We start from the raw sequence: 19,372 nt of genomic DNA on the forward strand, positions 1-19,372 counted from the left end.
GTCCACGGTGAGAGCACCCTCGTCGGGTGCGGTGGTGCCCGTGGGAGGATCGGGACATGCTCCGCTGGTTGACCGCAGGTGAGTCCCACGGCCCCGCCCTGCTCGCGACGATGGAGGGGCTGCCGGCCGGCGTGCAGGTGACCACCAAGGACGTCGCCGCCGCCCTGGCCCGCCGTCGCCTCGGCTTCGGCCGCGGGGCCCGGATGAAGTTCGAGCAGGACGAGGTGGAGTTCCTCGGCGGGGTGCGCCACGGGGTGACGATGGGCTCGCCCGTCGCCATCCGGGTCGGCAACACCGAGTGGCCCAAGTGGCAGACCGTCATGGCCGCGGACCCGGTCTCGGACGAGGCGTACGCCGCCGCCGACGACGTCAACGCCGAGAAGGAGGTCGCGCGCAACAGGCCGCTCACCCGCCCGCGTCCCGGCCACGCCGACCTCGTCGGCATGCAGAAGTACGGCTTCGACGACGCCCGCCCGGTGCTGGAGCGCGCCTCCGCCCGGGAGACTGCCGCCCGGGTCGCGCTCGGCGAGGTCGCGTCGCGGTTCCTCGAGCAGGCGTACGGCATCCGGCTCGTCTCGCACACGGTCGCGATCGGCACCGCGGGCGTCGCCGACGAGGCGCCGCTGCCCACCCCGGACCAGGTCGAGGAGGTCGACGCCGACCCGGTGCGCACCCTCGACGCCGCCGGCAGCGCCGCCATGGTCGCCGAGGTCGAGGCCGCCAAGAAGGACGGCGACACGCTCGGCGGGGTCGTCGAGGTCCTCGCCTACGGCCTGCCGCCGGGCTTGGGCTCGCACGTGCACTGGGACCGTCGCCTCGACGCGCGTCTCGCCGGCGCCCTCATGGGGATCCAGGCGATCAAGGGCGTCGAGGTGGGCGACGGGTTCCGCACGGCCGCGCGGCGGGGTTCGGCCGCGCACGACGAGATGGAGCGCGACGCCGAAGGGACGATCAGGCGTCGCACCGGCCGTGCGGGCGGCACCGAGGGCGGCATGTCCACCGGTGACGTGCTGCGGGTGCGTGCTGCGATGAAGCCGATCTCGACCGTGCCGCGCGCCCTCGACACCGTCGACACCACCGGCGCCGAGGCTGCCAAGGCGATCCACCAGCGGTCCGACGTGTGCGCCGTCCCGGCAGCCGGCGTGGTGGCCGAGGCGATGGTCGCCCTGGTCCTGGCGGAGGCGTGCCTGGAGAAGTTCGGCGGGGACTCAGTGGCCGAGACCGCACGCAACCACGCGGCATACCTCGCCTCGATCCCGGAGGCCATGCGCACGTGGTGAACGCACCCCTGCGTCCGCGGGTGGTGGTCATCGGACCGCCCGGGGCGGGCAAGAGCACCATCGGCCGGCGCCTCGCGCGCGCTCTCGACGTGCCGTGGCACGACACCGACACCGCCATCGAGGAGCGCGCCGGGCAGTCGATCCCGGACATCTTCGTCGACCACGGCGAGGCCCACTTCCGCGACCTCGAGCGGGCAGAGGTGACGCGGTCCCTCGCCGAGTGTGACGGCGTCGTCTCGCTCGGTGGCGGGGCGCCGATGGACCCGGCGACGCAGGAGCTGCTGGCGGGGCACGTCGTGGTCTTCCTCGACGTCGCGATCGCTGACGCCGCGCGCCGGATCGGGTTCGACGGCGGGAACCGGCCGCTGCTCATGGTCAACCCGCGGGCCACGTGGACGAAGATGATGAACGAGCGGCGCCCGGTCTACCAGCGCCTCGCGACCCACCGCGTCGACACCGCGGGCCGCAAGCCGGCAGCCATCGTCGAGGAGATCCTCGCGCTGCTGGGTGAGCGCGCGGCGGACGACACCACGCACACGCACGCCCAGGACGGAGAACGGTGAGCACGCAGGAGACGACCCGCATCAGCGTGGGAGGCGAGTACGAGGTGCTCGTCGGCACCGGGCTGCTCGACGAGCTGCCGGCCCTGCTGGGCGAGTCCGTCCAGCGCGTCCTCGTCGTCCACCCGCGGGCCCTCGCGGCGACCGGCGAGGGGGTGCGCGACGCCCTGTCCGGGCACGGCTACGAGGCGTATGCCGCGGAGGTGCCCGACGCGGAGGAGGCCAAGACCGCGCAGGTCGCCGCCTTCCTGTGGGGTGTCCTCGGGCAGGCGGGCTTCACGCGCTCGGACGCCGTCGTGGCTGTCGGCGGGGGAGCGACGACCGACCTCGCCGGCTTCGTGGCAGCGACCTGGCTGCGCGGTGTGAAGGTCGTGCACGTGCCCACCACCCTGCTCGGGATGGTCGACGCAGCCGTCGGCGGCAAGACCGGCATCAACACGCCTGAGGGCAAGAACCTCGTGGGAGCCTTCCACCCGCCCGCCGGGGTCCTCTGCGACCTCGCGACCCTCGAGACACTGCCGCGGCACGACTTCGTCGCGGGGCTGGCCGAGGTCGTCAAGTGCGGTTTCATCGCCGACCCGGTCATCCTCGACCTCGTCGAGGCGGACCCCGAGGGCGTGTCGACGCCGACCGGGCCGCACGTGCGCGAGCTCATCGAGCGGGCCGTGCAGGTCAAGGCCGACGTCGTCGGGCAGGACCTCACCGAGCAGGGGCTGCGCGAGATCCTCAACTACGGCCACACCTTCGGGCACGCCGTCGAGCAGGTCGAGCGGTACGCCTTCCGGCACGGTGCGGCCGTCGCCATCGGCATGGTCTACGTCGCCGAGCTCGCGCGGCTGGCCGGACGCCTCGACGAGGCGGTCGTCGACCGGCACCGCGCCATTCTCTCCTCGCTCGGGCTGCCCACGACCTACCGCGGCGACCGGTGGCCCCAGCTGCTCGACGCGATGAAGCGGGACAAGAAGTCGCGCGGGTCGCTGCTGCGGTTCGTCGTGCTCACCGACATCGCCAAGCCGACCCGGCTCGAGGGGCCGGACCCGGCCCTGCTGCAGGCCGCGTACGCCGAGGTCTCCCGCGACTGAAGTCGGTGGGGCGAGCCGTGTGCCGGCGCCGGGACCGTGGCACGCGACGCCGAGTCGCGCCAGCGCCGAGCCGGGCGGGCGCAGAGGTCCGACGGCTCAGCGCCGTCCGAACTCGAGGATGACGATGCCGAAGAGGATGGTCAGGAGGCCGGCGCCGAGCCCCCAGGGCAGATAGCGGCGGATCCACTCGGCGGCGGTGACGTCGCGCCGCCGGATGCGTCCATACCTGCCGATCGCGAAGCTGCGGGCAGGATCGCGCCGCGCGACGCGGGACATCCAGCCGCCCACCCCGGCATACAGCAACACGGTGGCCACCCCCAGCACCACGAACGGCATGAGCGGACGGTAGCTCCGGTTTGCGTTCCAGCGCAGCGGTTTCGGTCAGGAGAACATGTCCTGCGCAGCTTCGAGGCCGGAGACTTGGACCGGGACGCGGCTGGTGAGGGAGTCCCAGCGGGGACGGGTGAGCCGCAGGCGGTCCGAGACCAGCACCTCGTCGCCGCGGCGGTCGCGCGAGATGCCGTCCGGCTCGTAGCCGAGCTTGCGCGACACCCCCTGCGAGGCGTGGTTGTCCTGGAACACCTCCGTCGTCGCGTCGGTGGCGCCGAGGTGGTCGAAGGCGAGGGCCAGCAGCGCGGTGCGCGCCTCCGTGCCGTACCCCTGACCCTGGAAGCGCACACCCAGCCACGAGGAGGTGGTGACCTCGCGGGTGACGCGGAAGTCCCGCGCCCTCAACGTCGCGATCCCCATGGGTGTCCCGGCCTCGTCGATGACGGCCATGCCGAGGCCCCAGCTGTCCTGCTCCCACGTGCCGAGCCGGTACCAGTGGCCCTCCAGTACGCCGCGCGCCCTGTCCGCGGGGCTGCCCTCGGTCCAGGGCGTGAGGAACGGGCGCTCGTCCGGGCCGTGAACCCCCTCGGCCGCCACCTCGGCCAGGGCGACGAGCTGGTCCGTCGAGGGGAGGCGCAGCGTGAGCCGCGGGGTGGTCAGGACGAGGCCGAACGTCGGCCAGAGGTCAGCGAGCACCCCCGGATCCTGCCCCATCGCGACGACCGGCCGCGCGCGCGTTTCGAGCGCGCCTGCCCGTTTCCGCTCCCGCATCCGATCTCGAGGGCTACCGTGGACGTGAACGGTTCGTCTCGAGGGGGTGGCCATGGGCGTGTTCCTGTATGCCGTGTTCGGGCTGGGGGTGGCTGCGTTCGCGGCCCTCATCGGGTACGGGATCGTCCGGCGCCTGCGTGGGCGACGCAACGAGGCGTGGCAGGACGACGAGGTGCACGTCCACCCCGGTGCCGGCTGGGGCAACGGCGGCTCCTGGACGTAGACGGCGCCAGCCGGCCCCCGGTGTCACGGGGTCATGCCGCGACCTCGGGGTGCGGTCTGTGCCAGCGCCGGGCCGAGGGGAGTGCCCTCGGGCTCAGAGCTCGTTCAGCTCGGCGAGGTCGGCGGCGGTCGGCTCCCAGGCGATGGCCTGGGCGTTGCGGAGCACCTGCTCGGGCCGGGTGGCACCGGCGATGACCGACGCCACGGCCGGCTGCGCCGCCAGCCCGCCCATGGCGACGTCCAGCAGCTCGAGGTCCCGCTCGGCCGCGAAGCGCTCCAGCCCGTCGATCCGGTCCCAGTCCGCGTCCGCCAGCCAGCCGGCGCGGTCGGACTCCAGGGCCGCCCGCGACCCCGCCGGCGCGGTCTCGCCCCTGCGGTACTTGCCGGTCAGCAGCCCATGGGCGAGGGGGAAGAAGGGCAGGATGCCGAGGCCGAAGCGCTCGCACGCCGGCACGACCTCGGTCTCGATCTCGCGGTCGAGCAGGTTGTACTCGTTCTGCACCGACACGAAGGACGCCAGCCCGGCGGTCTGCGACATCCACGCGGCGTCCGCCACCTGCCAGCCGTCGAAGTTGGAGCACCCGACGTAGAGCACCTTGCCCTCGCGGACCAGGTCGGTCAGCGCCTCGAGGGTCTCCTCCAGCGGCGTCACCGGGTCGGGCCGGTGCAGCTGGTAGAGGTCGATGTGGTCGGTCCGCAGCCGTCGCAGGCTGGCCTCGACCGCCCGGCGCACGTACCGGCGCGACCCGCGCACCCCGAAGTCCTCGCCGTTGGCCCCCTGCATGTCCATCCCGAACTTCGTGGCGAGCACGAACTCGTCGCGCTGCCCCTGCAGGGCCTCGCCGAGCATCGACTCGCTCTGCCCGGGACGTCCGCCGTAGATGTCCGCGGTGTCGAGCAGCGTCAGCCCCACATCCCGTGAGGCGCGCAGCAGGGCCGCCACCCCGTCCTGGTCGACCCGGCGGCCGAACGCGTTGCACCCCAGTCCGAGGCTGCTCACCACGAGCCCGCTGTCGCCCAGGGGCTGGTAGGTCATCGCGGTCTCGGTGCTGCGGGCGTCGTGGCCGGTGCTCGTCACGGACCCACCCTAGGCAGGACGGCGATTCGGGGCAGGCCGGGCCCGGCGGCTAGACTGTCCGCCGATCCCCGCACCGAACTTCCGGGACTGCCGCGCGCGCCGAGCCACGCGGCATACCGAGACCGGCGGCGGCGCCCACCGGCCCGCGCCCACCGACGAGAAAGCGACTTCCCCGTGGCATCGACCAACGACCTCAAGAACGGCATGGTGCTCAACATCGAGGGCCAGCTCTGGTCCGTCGTGGAGTTCCAGCACGTCAAGCCCGGCAAGGGCCCGGCCTTCGTGCGCACCAAGCTGAAGAACGTCCTGTCCGGCAAGGTCGTCGACAAGACCTTCAACGCGGGCGTCAAGGTCGAGACCGCGAACGTCGACCGTCGCGACATGCAGTACCTGTACAAGGACGGCAGCGACTTCGTCTTCATGGACGGCGACACCTACGACCAGATCCACATCCCCGAGGCCACCGTCGGCAGCGTCGCGGACTACCTGCTCGAGAACCAGACCGCCCAGGTCGCGACCCACGACGGCACCGTGCTCTACGTCGAGCTGCCGGCCTCGGTCGTCCTCGAGATCACCTACACCGAGCCGGGCCTGCAGGGCGACCGCTCGACCGGTGGCACCAAGCCGGCCACCCTCGAGACCGGTGCGACGATCAACGTCCCGCTGTTCCTCGAGCAGGGCACCAAGGTCAAGGTCGACACCCGCGACGGCTCGTACCTCGGCCGCGTGAGCTGAGGTGGCTGCTCGCTCCAAGGCGCGCAAGCGCGCCGTCGACATCCTCTTCGAGGCCGAGCAGCGCGGGCTCAACGCCCGCGACCTGCTCGCCGAGCGGCTCGCGAAGCCGGTCACAGAGGCGCCGCTCAACCAGTACACCGCCGACCTCGTCGAGGGTGTCGTCGCGCACTGGACCGACATCAACGAGCTGCTGACGACGTACTCGCAGGGCTGGTCGCTCGAGCGCATGCCCAGCGTCGACCGGGCGATCCTGCGGCTCGGTGCGTTCGAGGTGCTGTACGGCGACGACGTGCCCGAGGGCGTGGCGATCTCCGAGGCCGTCGAGCTGGCGACCACCCTGTCGACCGACGACAGCCCCAAGTTCGTCAACGGCCTGCTCGGCCGGCTGGCCGAGGTCAAGCCGACCCTGGCCTGAAGCCCGTGCCGTGACGGGCGCGCCGTGACTGGAGATGCCGCGGCCGGGCGCAGCGCGATCCGGTATGCCGTGCGGCCGGCGACCTCCGCCGACCTGCTGCAGCTGGCTGCGGTGGAGTCCGCCGCGGACCGGGTGTTCGACCCGGTCGTGGACACCAGCCTGTGGGGCGAGCCGCCCAGGGGGGAGGCCCGCGCCGCCGAGCCGGGGTTCCTGCTCGTCGCGGGTGATCCGGTGGTCGCGGGTGACCCGGTCCTCGGGTTCGCGCACGTGCTGCTGCTCGACGGGGACGGCGACGGCCCGGGTGGGGCACGCGCGCACCTCGAGCAGCTGGCGGTCCACCCGGACCACGGCCGCCGGGGGATCGGCAGCGCCCTCGTGGAGGAGGTGTGCGCGCAGGTCAGGGACAGGGGTTTCGACCGCGTCACGCTGCGCACCTTCGCCGACATCCCGTGGAACGGACCCTTCTACGCCCGGCTCGGGTTCGTCGAGCTGGTGCCTGACCCCGCGTGGATGGCGCCGATGCTGCAGGCCGAGGCCCGGATCGGTCTCCCGCAGGCCGGCCGGCGCGTCGCCATGGTGCGCCACCTGGGCTGAGCCTCCTGTCGTGGCCCGGGCCCCGCGAAAGGTTGGCCCAAGATTCCTCTTGCGAGTGAACCTTCACTGGCAGGGCGGATCTTGGGCCAACCTTCGCGTGCGGCGGGGCTCAGGGCTCGACGAGGACGTCCCCGACCATGCCCATGCCGTCGTGGATGGCGCAGATGTAGTGGAAGGTGCCCGTCGCCGTGAAGGTCACGGAGAACGGGACGCCCGGTGCGAGCAGGCCGCTGTTCAGGTCGCCGCCGGCGTAGTGTGCCGGGTCGCCCGAGGGGCCGAAGAGTGCCGGGATGGGCGGCTCCTGCCCGAACGTGACGGTGTGGGGTGCCTCGCCCATGGTGGTGAACGAGACGGTGTCACCGACGTGGACGACGACGTGGTCGCGCACGAACCGCATCACCGAGAAGCCGTCACCGTCGATGCCGACCTCGACCGAGTGGCCGGTGGTCGCGTGGGCCTGCTTCGACGCCCGCCACGCGTCCCGGCCCGCGGCGAGGTCCGCCTGGGCCTGCGCGGTGCCGACCCGGTCGTAGTCCTGTTGGGTGTACGGGTAGGGCGTGCCCGCTGCCCGCACGTGGACCGTGCCGGACATCATCTCGCCGTGCACGAGGCAGTAGTACGTGAAGCTGCCGGTCGTCGGGAAGGTCAGGTCGTAGCTGGTGGCCGGGTCGGTGAACGTGAAGATCGGCTGCGTGGCCATGATCCCGGAGTTCGTGTATGCCGTGCCGTCCTCCGTCGTGCCGCCCTGCCTGGTGACCTGCGTGGGGTCGAACGGGTTCAACGGCGGCAGCGAGGTACCGGGAGCCAGGAAGGTCACCGTGTGCGGCTCGGCGCTCCCGGACGTCCAGTGGACCGTGTCGCCGGCGTCGACCCAGACCTCCTTGGGCAGGAAGGCCATCGCGCTGACGGCCATGTCCGGCGACTCGGCCCCCACCCGGACGTGCCAGGTGACCGGGGTGGCCGCCGACGCCGACGGTGCGAGGGCGACGGGGATGGCGAGTGCGGTGGTTCCGGCGACGGCGAGGGCAAGGCGTCGCAATAGTCCGATCCTGTGCATGGCGGTGCTCCTGGGGTGAACGGGGCCACGGGGTGCGACCCCCTGACGGATCGCTCGTGACCCTTCACCGCGGGCAGTCCACGTCACACGGTCCTCGCGGGCCGGTGGCGCGTCATCATGCCGAAGGACTACGCGCCACGGCCCGGGCAGTCATCCCCGTCGCACCCGGAACACCTCGGCGACCGCCGCCATGTCGTCCCCACCGTGCCCCTGCTCCGTGGCGCGGGCGTATGCCGCCGCCAGCGCCTCCAGGACGCGCGTGTCCACCCCCGCCGAGGTCGCCGCCTCGACCATCAGCCCGACGTCCTTGGAGACGTTGTCGACGGCGAACGCGGGGGAGTACGCACGCTCGAGCACCAGACCCCCCTTGAGCTGGGCGTAAGGGGTGTCGGTGGGGCCGCCGCCGATCGCCTCGAGGAACAGCCGCGGGTCGACGCCGAGGCCCTCGGCCAGGGCGAGCGCCTGCCCGACACCGGCGTTGATCGTCGCCACCCACGAGTTGACCGCGAGCTTGAGCCGGCTCGCCGCGCCGGGTACGTCCCCGACCCACATGGTGCGTGATCCGACGGCGTCGAGGACGGGCTGAGCGCGGTCGGCGAGCGAGCGGTCGCCGGAGACCAGGACGACCAGGGCGCCCTTCTCGGCCGGGTCCTTCGTCCCCAGCACCGGGGCGTCGAGGAAGGCGATGCCCCGCTCGACGGCGAGGGACGCGAGGGCCTCGGTGCCCGCAACGCCGACGGTCGACGCCTGCAGCCAGACCGTGTCGGCCCCGAAGGCGTCCGCGCACTGCTCGACCGTCGACCGGACCGCCTCGTGGTCGTAGAGCATGGTGACCACGACGTCGGCGCCGTCGACGGCCCCGACGGCGGTGTCGCACACGGTGGCACCGGCCTCCGCGAGCGGCTCGGCCTTCTCCCGGCTGCGGTTCCACACGCGGACGGGCAGGTCGGCCCGGCGCAGGCTGCGGGCCATCCCTGCGCCCATGATGCCGGTGCCCAGCACGGCGACGGTCGGGGTGCTCGTCATCGTCTCTCCTGTCGGTGTCGACTCGAGGTCCCGGTCGGGACCCCTCGGTCCTACCCGCTGCGGGACGCCACCGCACCCCGGCGCGGGAGGTCGTCGCCCCGCACGCACGGTCTGGTCGCCATCCACGCCCAGCCTGGGTCCAGCGGGTGGGCCGCGTCGCGTCCCCGCCGGGCGACCCGTTACAGTTGCTCGCGAACGACATCCTTTAACGACCTGTCCCGTGAGGCAGGGAAGGAGGTCCAGACGCCGTCATGCGTCCAGACTCAGCTGTACCCGCCGCGGTCGAGCCCTCCGCTCCCGCAGGCTCCGCCACTCCTGCGACACCCGGTTCACCCGGGCCGGCCGCCGACGAGCGCTCGGTCATGAGCGCCGCCGACGTCTCCCGGGTCCTGCGCCGGGTCGCCCACGAGATCCTCGAGCGGAACAAGGGCGCTGCCGACCTCGTCGTCCTCGGCATCCCCACCCGGGGCGTCGTGCTGGCGCGCCGGCTCGCCGCCCTCATCGAGGAGGTGGAGGGCGTCCCGGTCGCCGTCGGCGCCCTCGACGTCACGATGCACCGCGACGACCTGCGCCGGCAGCCGACCCGCAGCCCGATGCACACCGACATCCCGGCCACGGGCATCGACGACAAGGTCGTCGTGCTGGTCGACGACGTCCTCTACTCGGGCCGCACCGTGCGGGCCGCCCTCGACGCCCTCTCGGACCTGGGCCGCCCGCGCGTCGTCCGGCTCGCGGTCCTCGTCGACCGCGGCCACCGTGAGCTGCCGATCCGCGCCGACCACGTCGGCAAGAACCTGCCCACCTCGAGCAGCGAGAAGGTCCGGGTGCGCCTCGCCGAGCCCGACGGCGTCGAGGACCAGGTCACCATCGCCGGAGGGGAGCCCCGATGACCACCACCGCCCCGACTGCGGGCCTGGCCACGACGAACGGCGCCACGGGCGCACGTCCACGACGGCACCTGCTGTCCTCTGCCGACCTGACCCGCGAGCAGGTGCGCGAGCTGCTCGACACCGCCGCCGAGATGCACGCCGTGCAGAAGCGCGAGGTCAAGAAGCTGCCCACCCTGCGCGGCCGGACCGTGGTGAACCTCTTCTTCGAGGACTCCACCCGCACGCGCAGCAGCTTCGAGATCGCCGGCAAGTGGCTCTCCGCCGACGTCATCAACATCAGCGGCAAGGGTTCCTCGACGTCCAAGGGCGAGTCGCTGCGCGACACGGTGATGACCGTGGCGGCGATGGGCGTCGACGCCCTGGTCATCCGGCACTCCGCCAGCGGCGCCGCCCACCAGGTCAGCCAGTGGGTCGACGCCCACGTCGTCAACGCCGGGGACGGCACGCACGAGCACCCGACGCAGGCCCTGCTCGACGCGTACACGATGGAGCACCGGCTGGGCAGCCTCGAGGGGCGGCACGTCGCGATCGTCGGCGACCTCACCCACTCGCGGGTGGTCCGCTCGAACCTCATCACCCTGCGGACCCTGGGGGCGAGGGTCACCCTCGTCGCACCGCCGACCCTCATGCCGAGCGGCATCCGGGCCTGGTCGGAGCGCGACGGCTTCGCGCTCAGCCACGACCTCGACGCCGTGCTGCCGACCGCCGACGCGGTGATGATGCTGCGGGTGCAGCGCGAGCGGATGAGCGGCGGGTTCTTCCCGACGGCCCGTGAGTACACCGTCGGCTACGGCCTGACCCGCGCCAGGCTCGACGCGCTCACCGCGGCGAACCCCGACGCCGTCATCTGCCACCCGGGCCCGATGAACCGCGGCCTCGAGATCGCGGCCGACGCCGCGGACGCCGCCCAGAGCCTCGTGCTCGACCAGGTCAGCGCGGGGGTGGCGGTGCGGATGTCCGTGCTCTACCACCTGCTCGCCGGAAGCGAAGGAGAGGACGCCTGATGCCCGCGCTGCTCGTGACCGGGGCCGACCTGCTCGGACAGGGGGCCCAGGACCTGCTCGTCGAGGACGGCGTCGTGACGCAGGTCGGCTCGATCCGCTCCGCCAAGGGCGCGGACGTGCTCGACGCCGACGGGCTGGTCGCGCTGCCCGGCCTGGTCGACCTGCACACCCACCTGCGCGAGCCCGGCCGCGAGGACGCCGAGACGATCGCGTCCGGGTCGGCCGCCGCGGCGGTGGGTGGCTACACCGCCGTCCTCGCCATGGCCAACACCACGCCCGTGACCGACACCGCCGAGGCGGCGGAGCGCATCCTCGACCTGGGGCGAGCGGCCGGCCTGGTCGACGTCGTGCCGGTGGGTGCCGTCACCAAGGGCCTGGCCGGCGAGGAGCTCGCCGAGCTCGGCCTCATGCACCGCTCCCGGGCGGCGGTGCGCGTCTTCTCCGACGACGGCCACTGCGTCGCCGACTCGCGCGTGATGCGCCGGGCCCTGGAGTACGTCCGTGCGTTCGGCGGCGTCGTCTCCCAGCACGCGCAGGACCCGCACCTCGCGGGGAGCTCGGCGTGCGCCCACGAGGGCGAGCTGTCCGGCCGGCTCGGCCTGCCGGGGTGGCCCGGCATCGCCGAGGAGAGCATCGTCGCCCGCGACGTCATGCTGGCGCGGCACACCAGCTCGCGCGTCCACGTCGCCCACGTGTCCACCGCCGGGACGGTCGAGGTGGTCCGCTGGGCGAAGGCCCAGGGCATCGACGTGACCGCCGAGGTGACCCCGCACCACCTGCTGCTGACGACCGACCTGCTCGCCGGCTACGACCCGGTCTACAAGGTCAACCCGCCGCTGCGCCCGAAGGAGGACGTCGACGCCCTGCGGGCCGCGCTCGCGGACGGCACCATCGACGCCGTGGCCACCGACCACGCCCCGCACGCCCGCCACGACAAGGAGCACGCCTTCGTCGACGCGGCGTTCGGCATGCTCGGCCTCGAGACGGCCCTGTCGGTGGTCGCGGACGTGATGGTCGGGTCAGGGCTGCTCGACTGGGCCGGCGTGGCCCGCGTCATGTCGACGGCCCCCGCCCGCATTGCCGGCCTCGAGGAGCACGGCCGACCGCTCGAGCCGGGATCGCCCGCGAACCTCACCCTGGTCGACCCGACCGCCGAGGTCACGGTGGACCGCAGCGCCTCGCTCTCGCTGTCGCGCAACAACCCCTGGCACGGGCGCACCTTCCGGGGCGCCGTCCACGCCACCGTCCTGCGCGGCCGGGTCACCGCCCAGAAGGGAGCCCTCGCGTGACGCGACTGCAGGCCGTCGGGATCATGCTCGTGGCCCTCGGCCTGGTCTACGCCCTGCTGTATGCCGCGTGGCTGCGCAAGCGCCGCCGCAACGCCTCCGCGGTCATCGCCGTCGAGCGCCACCGCACCGAGGACGCGGCGCCGGCCGCCCCCGCCCTGGACGACCAGCGCGGGCACAGCCTGGTCGTGGAGGGCACCTACATCAGCACGACGACGGCGGAGAGCCGGCTCGAGCGGGTCGCCGTGGAGGGCCTGGGCAACCGGTCCCGGGCGACGCTCACCGTCAACCGGGGCAACCCCGACCAGCTGGTCCGGATCGACCGCCAGGGCGAGTCGACGGTCGTCGTGCCCGGCAGCCGGCTGGTGAGCGTGCGCCGCGACCGCGGCATGGCGGGCAAGTTCATCGGGGCCAACCGCCTCCTCGTCCTGCAGTGGCGCGCCGAGGACGGCGCCGTCTACGAGACCGGCTTCCTCCCGCGCTACCGCGCCGACGTCGACCGGGTCGAGTCCGCGCTGTGGTGGCACAGCAGCGACGCCGCCGAGACGCAGCCTGCCGACCCCGCGGTCGACACAGCGACAGACACCGACACAGACACCCACACAGACACCGACCAGGGGCAGGAGCCCACGGCACCCGAAGGAGGGACCACCCGATGAGTGTGGCCGCACAGCTGGACCTCGACCGCGACGACGCCGTGCTGGTGCTCGAGGACGGCCGGGTCTTCCGTGGCGAGGCCTACGGCGCCACCGGCAGCACGGTCGGCGAGGCCGTCTTCTCGACCGGCATGACCGGGTACCAGGAGACCCTCACCGACCCCAGCTACCACCGCCAGGTCGTCGTGATGACGGCCCCGCACGTCGGCAACACCGGCGTGAACGACGAGGACCCCGAGTCGCGGCGCATCTGGGTGGCCGGGTACGTCGTCCGCGACCCCGCCCTGCGACCGTCGAACTGGCGCTCGCAGCAGTCGCTCGAGGACGACCTCGAGGCCCAGGGCGTGGTCGGCATCAGCGGCATCGACACCCGCGCGCTGACCCGGCACCTGCGCGAGCGCGGTGCCATGCGGGTCGGGATCTTCTCCGGGGCGCGCGCTTCCGAGCCGGTCGAGGCGCTCGTCGCCGAGGTCGTCTCCGCACCGCTGATGGAGGGCGCCGCCCTCGCCGCCGAGGTCACCACCCGCGAGCCGTACGTCGTGCCGGCGGTGGGGGAGAAGCGCTTCACCGTCGCCGCGGTCGACCTCGGCATCAAGTCGATGACGCCGGCCCTCATGGCGCAGCACGGCATCGAGGTGCACGTGCTCCCGGCGACCACGACCTTCGAGCAGGTGCGCCGGGTCGGCGGCGAGCACGGCCCCGACGGCGTGTTCTTCTCCAACGGCCCCGGCGACCCGGCCACGGCCGATGCCGAGGTCGCGGTGCTGCGCGAGGTGCTCGGCGCCCGCATCCCGTTCTTCGGGATCTGCTTCGGCAACCAGCTGCTCGGGCGTGCGCTCGGCTTCGGCACCTACAAGCTCAAGTACGGCCACCGCGGCATCAACCAGCCGGTCATGGACCGGACGACCCGCAAGGTCGAGGTGACGGCGCACAACCACGGGTTCGCGGTCGACGCGCCGCTCGACCCCGAGGGGGTCCCGGCGCCCAGCGACGCCGCGGACGGCACCGCATACGGCCGGGTGCGGGTCTCGCACGTGTGCCTCAACGACGACGTGGTCGAGGGCCTGGAGTGCCTCGACCTCCCGGCGTACTCGGTGCAGTACCACCCCGAGGCGGCGGCGGGCCCGCACGACGCGGCCTACCTGTTCGACCGGTTCATCTCCCTCATGCAGGGCAACAAGGAGAAGGGACACCGCGCGTGAGCAAGCGCGACGACATCAAGAGCGTCCTGGTGATCGGCTCCGGGCCGATCGTCATCGGGCAGGCGTGCGAGTTCGACTACTCCGGCACCCAGGCGTGCCGGGTGCTGCGCGAGGAGGGCATCCGGGTCGTCCTGGTCAACTCCAACCCGGCGACGATCATGACCGACCCGGAGTTCGCCGACGCGACCTACGTCGAGCCGATCACCCCCGAGGTCGTCGAGTCGATCATCGCCCGCGAGCGGCCCGACGCGGTGCTCGCGACCCTGGGCGGCCAGACCGCCCTCAACTGCGCCATCGCGCTGCACGAGGCCGGCGTCCTCGAGAAGTACAACTGCCCGCTCATCGGCGCCAACGTCGAGGCGATCCAGCTCGGCGAGGACCGCGAGAAGTTCAAGGGCGTCGTCGAGCGCTGCGGCGGCGAGTCCGCGCGGTCGACGATCTGCCACAGCATGGACGAGCTGCTCGCCGCGGCCGAGGACCTCGGCTACCCCGTCGTGGTGCGCCCGTCGTTCACCATGGGCGGCCTCGGCTCCGGCTTCGCCTACGACGAGGCCGACCTGCGCCGCATCGGCGGCGCCGGACTGCAGTACAGCCCGGTCACCGAGGTGCTCCTCGAGGAGTCGATCCTCGGCTGGAAGGAGTACGAGCTCGAGGTCATGCGCGACCACGCCGACAACGTCGTGGTCGTCTGCTCGATCGAGAACCTCGACCCGATGGGCGTCCACACCGGCGACTCGATCACCGTCGCGCCGGCGCTCACCCTCACCGACCGCGAGTACCAGCGGCTGCGCGACCTCGGCATCGCGATCATCCGCGAGGTCGGCGTCGACACGGGCGGCTGCAACATCCAGTTCGCCGTCAACCCCGACGACGGGCGGATCATCGTCATCGAGATGAACCCGCGCGTGTCGCGCAGCTCGGCGCTGGCGTCGAAGGCGACCGGCTTCCCGATCGCCAAGATCGCCGCGAAGATGGCGATCGGCTACACCCTCGACGAGGTGCCGAACGACATCACGCGGGAGACGCCCGCGAGCTTCGAGCCGACGCTCGACTACGTCGTGGTCAAGGTGCCGCGGTTCGCGTTCGAGAAGTTCCCCGCCGCCGACCCGACCCTCACCACGACGATGAAGTCGGTCGGCGAGGCGATGGCGATCGGCCGCAACTTCACCGAGGCCCTGCAGAAGGCGCTGCGGTCGATCGAGCGCAAGGACAGCGCGTTCCACTGGGACGGCCCCACGCCGAGCGAGGAGCAGGCCCGCACCCTGCTGCACACCGCGAAGACGCCCACCGACGGCCGCCTCGTCACCGTGCAGCAGGCGATGCGCGGCGGCCTCTCGGTCGAGGAGGTGCACGACGAGACGGGCATCGACCCGTGGTTCCTCGACCAGATCGCGCTCGTCAACGCCCTCGCCGACCGCATCGCCGCGGCTCCCGAGCTGACGCCGAGGCTGCTGCGGCTGGCGAAGCGGCACGGCTTCAGCGACGGGCAGCTCGCCTCGCTGCGCGGTATGCCGGAGGCGGTCGTGCGCGGCGTGCGCCAGGCCCTTGGGGTGCGCCCGGTCTACAAGACCGTCGACACCTGCGCGGCGGAGTTCGCGGCGCAGACGCCGTACCACTACTCGTCCTACGACGAGGAGACCGAGGTGGAGCCGCGCGAGAAGCCGGCCGTCATCATCCTCGGCAGCGGCCCGAACCGGATCGGCCAGGGGGTCGAGTTCGACTACTCCTGCGTGCACGCCAGCTTCGCCCTGCGCGAGGCCGGCTACGACACCGTGATGGTCAACTGCAACCCCGAGACGGTCTCGACCGACTACGACACGAGCAGCCGGCTGTACTTCGAGCCGCTCACGCTCGAGGACGTGCTCGAGGTCGTCCACGCCGAGCAGCAGGCCGGCCCGGTCGCGGGCGTCATCGTCCAGCTCGGCGGTCAGACCCCTCTCGGCCTCGCCAAGGCACTCAAGGAGGCCGGGGTCCCGATCGTCGGCACCAGCCCGGAGGCCATCGACCTCGCCGAGGACCGCGGTGCCTTCGGCCGCGTGCTCGCCGAGGCGAACCTGCCCGCGCCGCGCCACGGCACGGCATACAGCGCGACCGAGGCGGTCGCGGTCGCCCAGGAGATCGGGTACCCCGTCCTGGTGCGCCCGTCCTACGTCCTCGGTGGTCGCGGCATGGAGATCGTCTACGACGACGACACCCTGTCCGCGTACGTCACCCGCGCCACGGTGGCCGGCCCGGAGCACCCGGTGCTCGTCGACCGGTTCCTCGACGACGCGATCGAGATCGACGTCGACGCGCTCTACGACGGCACCGAGATGTACCTCGGCGGGATCATGGAGCACATCGAGGAGGCCGGCATCCACTCCGGCGACTCGGCGTGCACCCTGCCGCCGGTGACGCTCGGCGTGGCCGAGCTCGAGCGGGTGCGTGAGGCGACGCTGCGGCTCGCCGAGGGCATCGGGGTGCGCGGGCTCATGAACGTGCAGTTCGCCCTCGCCCAGGACGTCCTCTACGTCCTCGAGGCCAACCCGCGCGCCTCGCGGACGGTGCCCTTCGTCGCCAAGGCGACCGGCGTGCCGGTGGCCAAGGCCGCGGCCCGGGTCATGCTCGGCGCGACGATCAAGGAGCTGCGCGAGGAGGGGCTGCTGCCGGCCCACGGCGACGGCGGCTCGATGCCGAGCCACGCCCCGGTCGCGGTCAAGGAGGCGGTGCTGCCGTTCAAGCGGTTCCGCACCCGCGACGGCCAGGTCGTCGACAGCCTGCTCGGGCCGGAGATGCGCTCGACCGGCGAGGTCATGGGCATCGACGAGGACTTCGGCACGGCGTTCGCCAAGGGCATGCTGGCCGCCGGGTCGGGCCTGCCGCGGTCGGGCAAGGTCTTCGTCTCCGTCGCCAACCGCGACAAGCGCGCGATGATCTTCCCGGTGAAGCGCCTCGCTGACCTCGGCTTCACGATCGTGGCGACGACGGGCACCGCAGACGTGTTGCGCCGCAACGGGATCGCGTCCGAGGTCGTGCACAAGGTGAGCGAGCGCGACGAGGTCGACCAGTCGATCGTCGACCTCATCCTCGCCGGTGAGATCGCGATGGTGGTCAACACACCCAGCGGCCCGAACGCGCGTGCCGACGGCTACGCGATCCGCGCGGCCACGACGTCGATGGACAAGCCCATCGTCACCACCGTGCAGGAGCTCGCCGCCGCGGTGCAGGGCATCGAGGCCCAGCTCCAGGGCGAGTACCGCGTCAAGCCGCTGCAGGAGCACGCGCGCGACCTCGACCTGTATGCCGTGGAGGCTCGCCGGTGAGCGACGTCGCCCAGGGCACGGCCGTCGGGGACGCAGCCGTCGTCCAGGGGACCGGGCGGCTCGTGTCGAACGAGCGGGTCGGTGCCTACCACCACCTGACCTTGGAGGTGCCCGGGCTCGCTGAGCACGCGCGGCCCGGCCACTTCGTCGCCCTGGCGGTGGGTGGCCCGACGAGCGCGAACCTGCTCCGCCGCTGCTTCTCCATCCACCGCGCCGACCCGGCGGCCGACACGGTCGACGTCGTCATCTCGCCCGTCGGCGCGGGCACGGAGTGGCTCGCGGGACTGCGCGCCGGCGACCAGGTCGACGTGATCGGGCCGCTCGGTCGCGAGTTCCCGGTGCCCGAGGAGCCGGTGGGGTGTGTCCTCGTCGGCGGCGGCTACGGCAGCGCACCGCTCGCCTGGCTGGCCCGGTCGCTGCGCGCCCGGGGGTGCCACGTCGAGGTGGTGCTCGGGGCCGCGACCGCGTCGAAGCTGTTCGGGGTGCAGGAGGCCCGCGAGGTCGCGGACGGCGTCACCGTGACGACCGACGACGGGTCCGAGGGGACCCGCGGCTGGGTCTCGGACGTGCTGCCCGAGGCGATCCGCCGTGCCGGCGGGGGCGGGAACGTCTACGGCTGCGGCCCCATGGGCATGCTGCGCTCGATCACCGACGTGGCGGCCGCCGAGGGCGCCACCGCCCACGTCGCGGTCGAGGAGTCCATGGCCTGCGGTGTCGGGGTCTGCATGACCTGCGTCATGCCGGTCGTCGGTGACGACGGTCGGACGCGGATGGTGCGCTCGTGCGTCGAGGGGCCGGTGTTTCGTGGCGACCGGGTGCGCTGGGACGCGTTCTCGGACGGACTGTGCCGGGTGCCCGACGACGCCGTCGGGGCGCCGGGGACGGGAGGCCACTGATGACCACCACCGCCGCCCCCGCCGCCACCACCGCTGTCGACATGTCGGTGGACCTCGCCGGCATGCGGCTGCCCAGCCCGATGATGACGGCCTCGGGCTGCGCGGCCAACGGCAAGGAGCTCGCCCGCTTCTTCGACCTGCGCGAGCTCGGCGCCTTCGTCACCAAGTCCGTCATGGCCGACCCCCGGTCCGGCCGGGGCACGCCGCGGATGGCCGAGACGCCCTCGGGCATGCTGAACTCGATCGGCCTGCAGGGCCCGGGCATCACCGCTTTCGTCGAGCAGGACCTGGCGTGGCTGCACGAGAACGGCGCCCGGGTGCTGGTCTCGATCGCCGGCGGCACGAGCGCCGAGTTCGCGGACGTCGCGGCGCGGCTGGCGGCCAGCGAGGCGTTCGCCGCCGTCGTGGGCGTCGAGGTGAACATCTCCTGCCCCAACGTCGCCAACCGCGGCCTGGTCTTCGCCTGCGACCCGGCCGCCTCGGCCGACGTGCTCTCGCAGGTCCGACCCCAGCTGCCACCTGAGGTGCCGATCTTCGCCAAGCTCACGCCCGACGTGACCGACATCGTGACCGTGGCGCAGGCGGCGGTCGAGGCCGGCGCCGACGGGCTGACCATGATCAACACCCTGCTCGGCATGGTCATCGACACCGACCTGCTGCGCCCCCAGGTCGCCGGCGTGACGGGCGGCCTGTCGGGCCCGGCCGTCCGCCCGGTGGCCGTCCGAGCCATCTGGCAGACCCGGGCCGCCATGCGCGACGGGCGGCTGCCCGAGGTGCCGGTCATCGGCGTCGGGGGGGTGCGCACCGGTCGCGACGCCCTCGAGCTCGTCGCCGCGGGCGCCTCGGCGGTCCAAGTCGGGACCGCGGCGTTCAACGACCCCAACGCCCCGGTCCGCGTCGGACGCGAGCTCAGGGACCTGCTGCACGAGAAGGGGTTCTCCCGGCTGTCGGACGTCGTCGGGATCGCCCACGAGAGGATGGCGTGA

General features: G+C 72.9%; 20 protein-coding genes. 15 read left to right on the forward strand and 5 right to left on the reverse strand.

All coding sequences use genetic code 11. The features are described 5' to 3' along the window. Positions 1-56: 56 nt before the first annotated feature. From aroC to aroB, 3 genes are read left to right on the forward strand one after another with little or no spacing between them, the layout of a single operon-like run. Positions 57-1,280 carry a chorismate synthase gene (gene aroC, locus RKE38_RS18505; protein ID WP_316008951.1) on the forward strand — a complete coding sequence of 408 codons (1,224 nt, stop codon included), beginning with the start codon at positions 57-59 and terminating at the stop codon, positions 1,278-1,280. Continuing rightward, entirely contained in the window at positions 1,277-1,843 is a 567-nt protein-coding gene (locus RKE38_RS18510) for a shikimate kinase (RefSeq protein WP_410055485.1), read from the forward strand. The genes aroC and RKE38_RS18510 overlap by 4 nt, the downstream gene beginning before the upstream one ends. Beyond that, positions 1,840-2,922, forward strand: coding sequence for a 3-dehydroquinate synthase (gene aroB / locus RKE38_RS18515; RefSeq protein ID WP_316008953.1), 1,083 nt, complete (start codon positions 1,840-1,842; stop codon positions 2,920-2,922). Before RKE38_RS18510 ends, aroB begins: the two co-directional genes overlap by 4 nt. Positions 2,923-3,018: 96 nt before the next feature. Here the strand turns inward: aroB and RKE38_RS18520 are convergent, their stop codons facing one another. Both RKE38_RS18520 and RKE38_RS18525 read right to left on the reverse strand, forming a co-directional pair. Beyond that, positions 3,019-3,258: a hypothetical protein gene (locus RKE38_RS18520; RefSeq protein ID WP_316008954.1), complete on the reverse strand. Its 240-nt coding sequence runs from the start codon at positions 3,256-3,258 to the stop codon at positions 3,019-3,021. Positions 3,259-3,303: 45 nt separating this feature from the next. Then, positions 3,304-3,948: a GNAT family protein gene (locus RKE38_RS18525; protein ID WP_316008955.1), complete on the reverse strand. Its 645-nt coding sequence runs from the start codon at positions 3,946-3,948 to the stop codon at positions 3,304-3,306. A gap of 127 nt (positions 3,949-4,075) precedes the next feature. On the opposite strand from RKE38_RS18525, the gene RKE38_RS18530 reads away from it, so the two are divergent. Then, entirely contained in the window at positions 4,076-4,246 is a 171-nt protein-coding gene (locus RKE38_RS18530; protein ID WP_310157469.1) for a hypothetical protein, read from the forward strand. A 93-nt stretch (positions 4,247-4,339) separates the two neighbouring features. On the opposite strand, the gene RKE38_RS18535 is transcribed toward RKE38_RS18530, so the two are convergent. Continuing rightward, positions 4,340-5,281 (reverse strand): aldo/keto reductase, encoded by a 942-nt coding sequence (locus RKE38_RS18535; protein WP_316009136.1) that lies wholly within the window; start codon positions 5,279-5,281, stop codon positions 4,340-4,342. A gap of 216 nt (positions 5,282-5,497) precedes the next feature. On the opposite strand from RKE38_RS18535, the gene efp reads away from it, so the two are divergent. The 3 genes from efp to RKE38_RS18550 are packed head-to-tail and all read left to right on the forward strand — an operon-like array spanning position 5,498 to position 7,067. Next, on the forward strand, positions 5,498-6,058 hold the full coding sequence (efp, locus tag RKE38_RS18540; RefSeq protein WP_316008956.1) for an elongation factor P: 561 nt from the start codon (positions 5,498-5,500) through the stop codon (positions 6,056-6,058). A 1-nt stretch (position 6,059) separates the two neighbouring features. Beyond that, positions 6,060-6,473 (forward strand): transcription antitermination factor NusB, encoded by a 414-nt coding sequence (gene nusB / locus RKE38_RS18545; RefSeq protein WP_316008957.1) that lies wholly within the window; start codon positions 6,060-6,062, stop codon positions 6,471-6,473. A gap of 24 nt (positions 6,474-6,497) precedes the next feature. After that, entirely contained in the window at positions 6,498-7,067 is a 570-nt protein-coding gene (locus RKE38_RS18550; protein ID WP_316008958.1) for a GNAT family N-acetyltransferase, read from the forward strand. A 109-nt stretch (positions 7,068-7,176) separates the two neighbouring features. Here RKE38_RS18550 and RKE38_RS18555 read toward each other — a convergent pair whose 3' ends face one another. Both RKE38_RS18555 and RKE38_RS18560 read right to left on the reverse strand, forming a co-directional pair. Then, positions 7,177-8,124: a plastocyanin/azurin family copper-binding protein gene (locus tag RKE38_RS18555; RefSeq protein WP_316008959.1), complete on the reverse strand. Its 948-nt coding sequence runs from the start codon at positions 8,122-8,124 to the stop codon at positions 7,177-7,179. A 150-nt stretch (positions 8,125-8,274) separates the two neighbouring features. Further along, positions 8,275-9,150 carry an NAD(P)-dependent oxidoreductase gene (locus tag RKE38_RS18560; RefSeq protein WP_316008960.1) on the reverse strand — a complete coding sequence of 292 codons (876 nt, stop codon included), beginning with the start codon at positions 9,148-9,150 and terminating at the stop codon, positions 8,275-8,277. A 362-nt stretch (positions 9,151-9,512) separates the two neighbouring features. Here RKE38_RS18560 and pyrR point away from each other — a divergent pair, with 362 nt between their 5' ends. The 8 genes from pyrR to RKE38_RS18600 are packed head-to-tail and all read left to right on the forward strand — an operon-like array spanning position 9,513 to position 19,372. Further along, positions 9,513-10,040, forward strand: coding sequence for a bifunctional pyr operon transcriptional regulator/uracil phosphoribosyltransferase PyrR (gene pyrR / locus RKE38_RS18565; RefSeq protein ID WP_316008961.1), 528 nt, complete (start codon positions 9,513-9,515; stop codon positions 10,038-10,040). Then, positions 10,037-11,044, forward strand: coding sequence for an aspartate carbamoyltransferase catalytic subunit (locus tag RKE38_RS18570; RefSeq protein ID WP_316008962.1), 1,008 nt, complete (start codon positions 10,037-10,039; stop codon positions 11,042-11,044). The genes pyrR and RKE38_RS18570 overlap by 4 nt, the downstream gene beginning before the upstream one ends. Then, the gene (locus tag RKE38_RS18575; protein WP_316008963.1) at positions 11,044-12,333 is read left to right on the forward strand and encodes a dihydroorotase; all 1,290 of its coding nucleotides are present in this window, start codon (positions 11,044-11,046) and stop codon (positions 12,331-12,333) included. Before RKE38_RS18570 ends, RKE38_RS18575 begins: the two co-directional genes overlap by 1 nt. Beyond that, positions 12,330-12,989, forward strand: coding sequence for a hypothetical protein (locus tag RKE38_RS18580; RefSeq protein WP_316008964.1), 660 nt, complete (start codon positions 12,330-12,332; stop codon positions 12,987-12,989). The genes RKE38_RS18575 and RKE38_RS18580 overlap by 4 nt, the downstream gene beginning before the upstream one ends. Then, positions 12,986-14,188, forward strand: coding sequence for a glutamine-hydrolyzing carbamoyl-phosphate synthase small subunit (carA, locus tag RKE38_RS18585; protein WP_316008965.1), 1,203 nt, complete (start codon positions 12,986-12,988; stop codon positions 14,186-14,188). Before RKE38_RS18580 ends, carA begins: the two co-directional genes overlap by 4 nt. Then, a complete protein-coding gene (gene carB / locus RKE38_RS18590) occupies positions 14,185-17,490 on the forward strand; it encodes a carbamoyl-phosphate synthase large subunit (protein ID WP_316008966.1) in 3,306 nt (1,101 codons plus the stop codon). Before carA ends, carB begins: the two co-directional genes overlap by 4 nt. Then, positions 17,487-18,386, forward strand: a complete 900-nt coding sequence (locus RKE38_RS18595; RefSeq protein WP_316008967.1) for a dihydroorotate dehydrogenase electron transfer subunit — start codon at positions 17,487-17,489, stop codon at positions 18,384-18,386. Before carB ends, RKE38_RS18595 begins: the two co-directional genes overlap by 4 nt. Continuing rightward, entirely contained in the window at positions 18,386-19,372 is a 987-nt protein-coding gene (locus RKE38_RS18600) for a dihydroorotate dehydrogenase (protein ID WP_316008968.1), read from the forward strand. Before RKE38_RS18595 ends, RKE38_RS18600 begins: the two co-directional genes overlap by 1 nt.

It is taken from the genome of Phycicoccus sp. M110.8, from assembly GCF_032464895.1.
Lineage (GTDB): Bacteria > Actinomycetota > Actinomycetes > Actinomycetales > Dermatophilaceae > Pedococcus.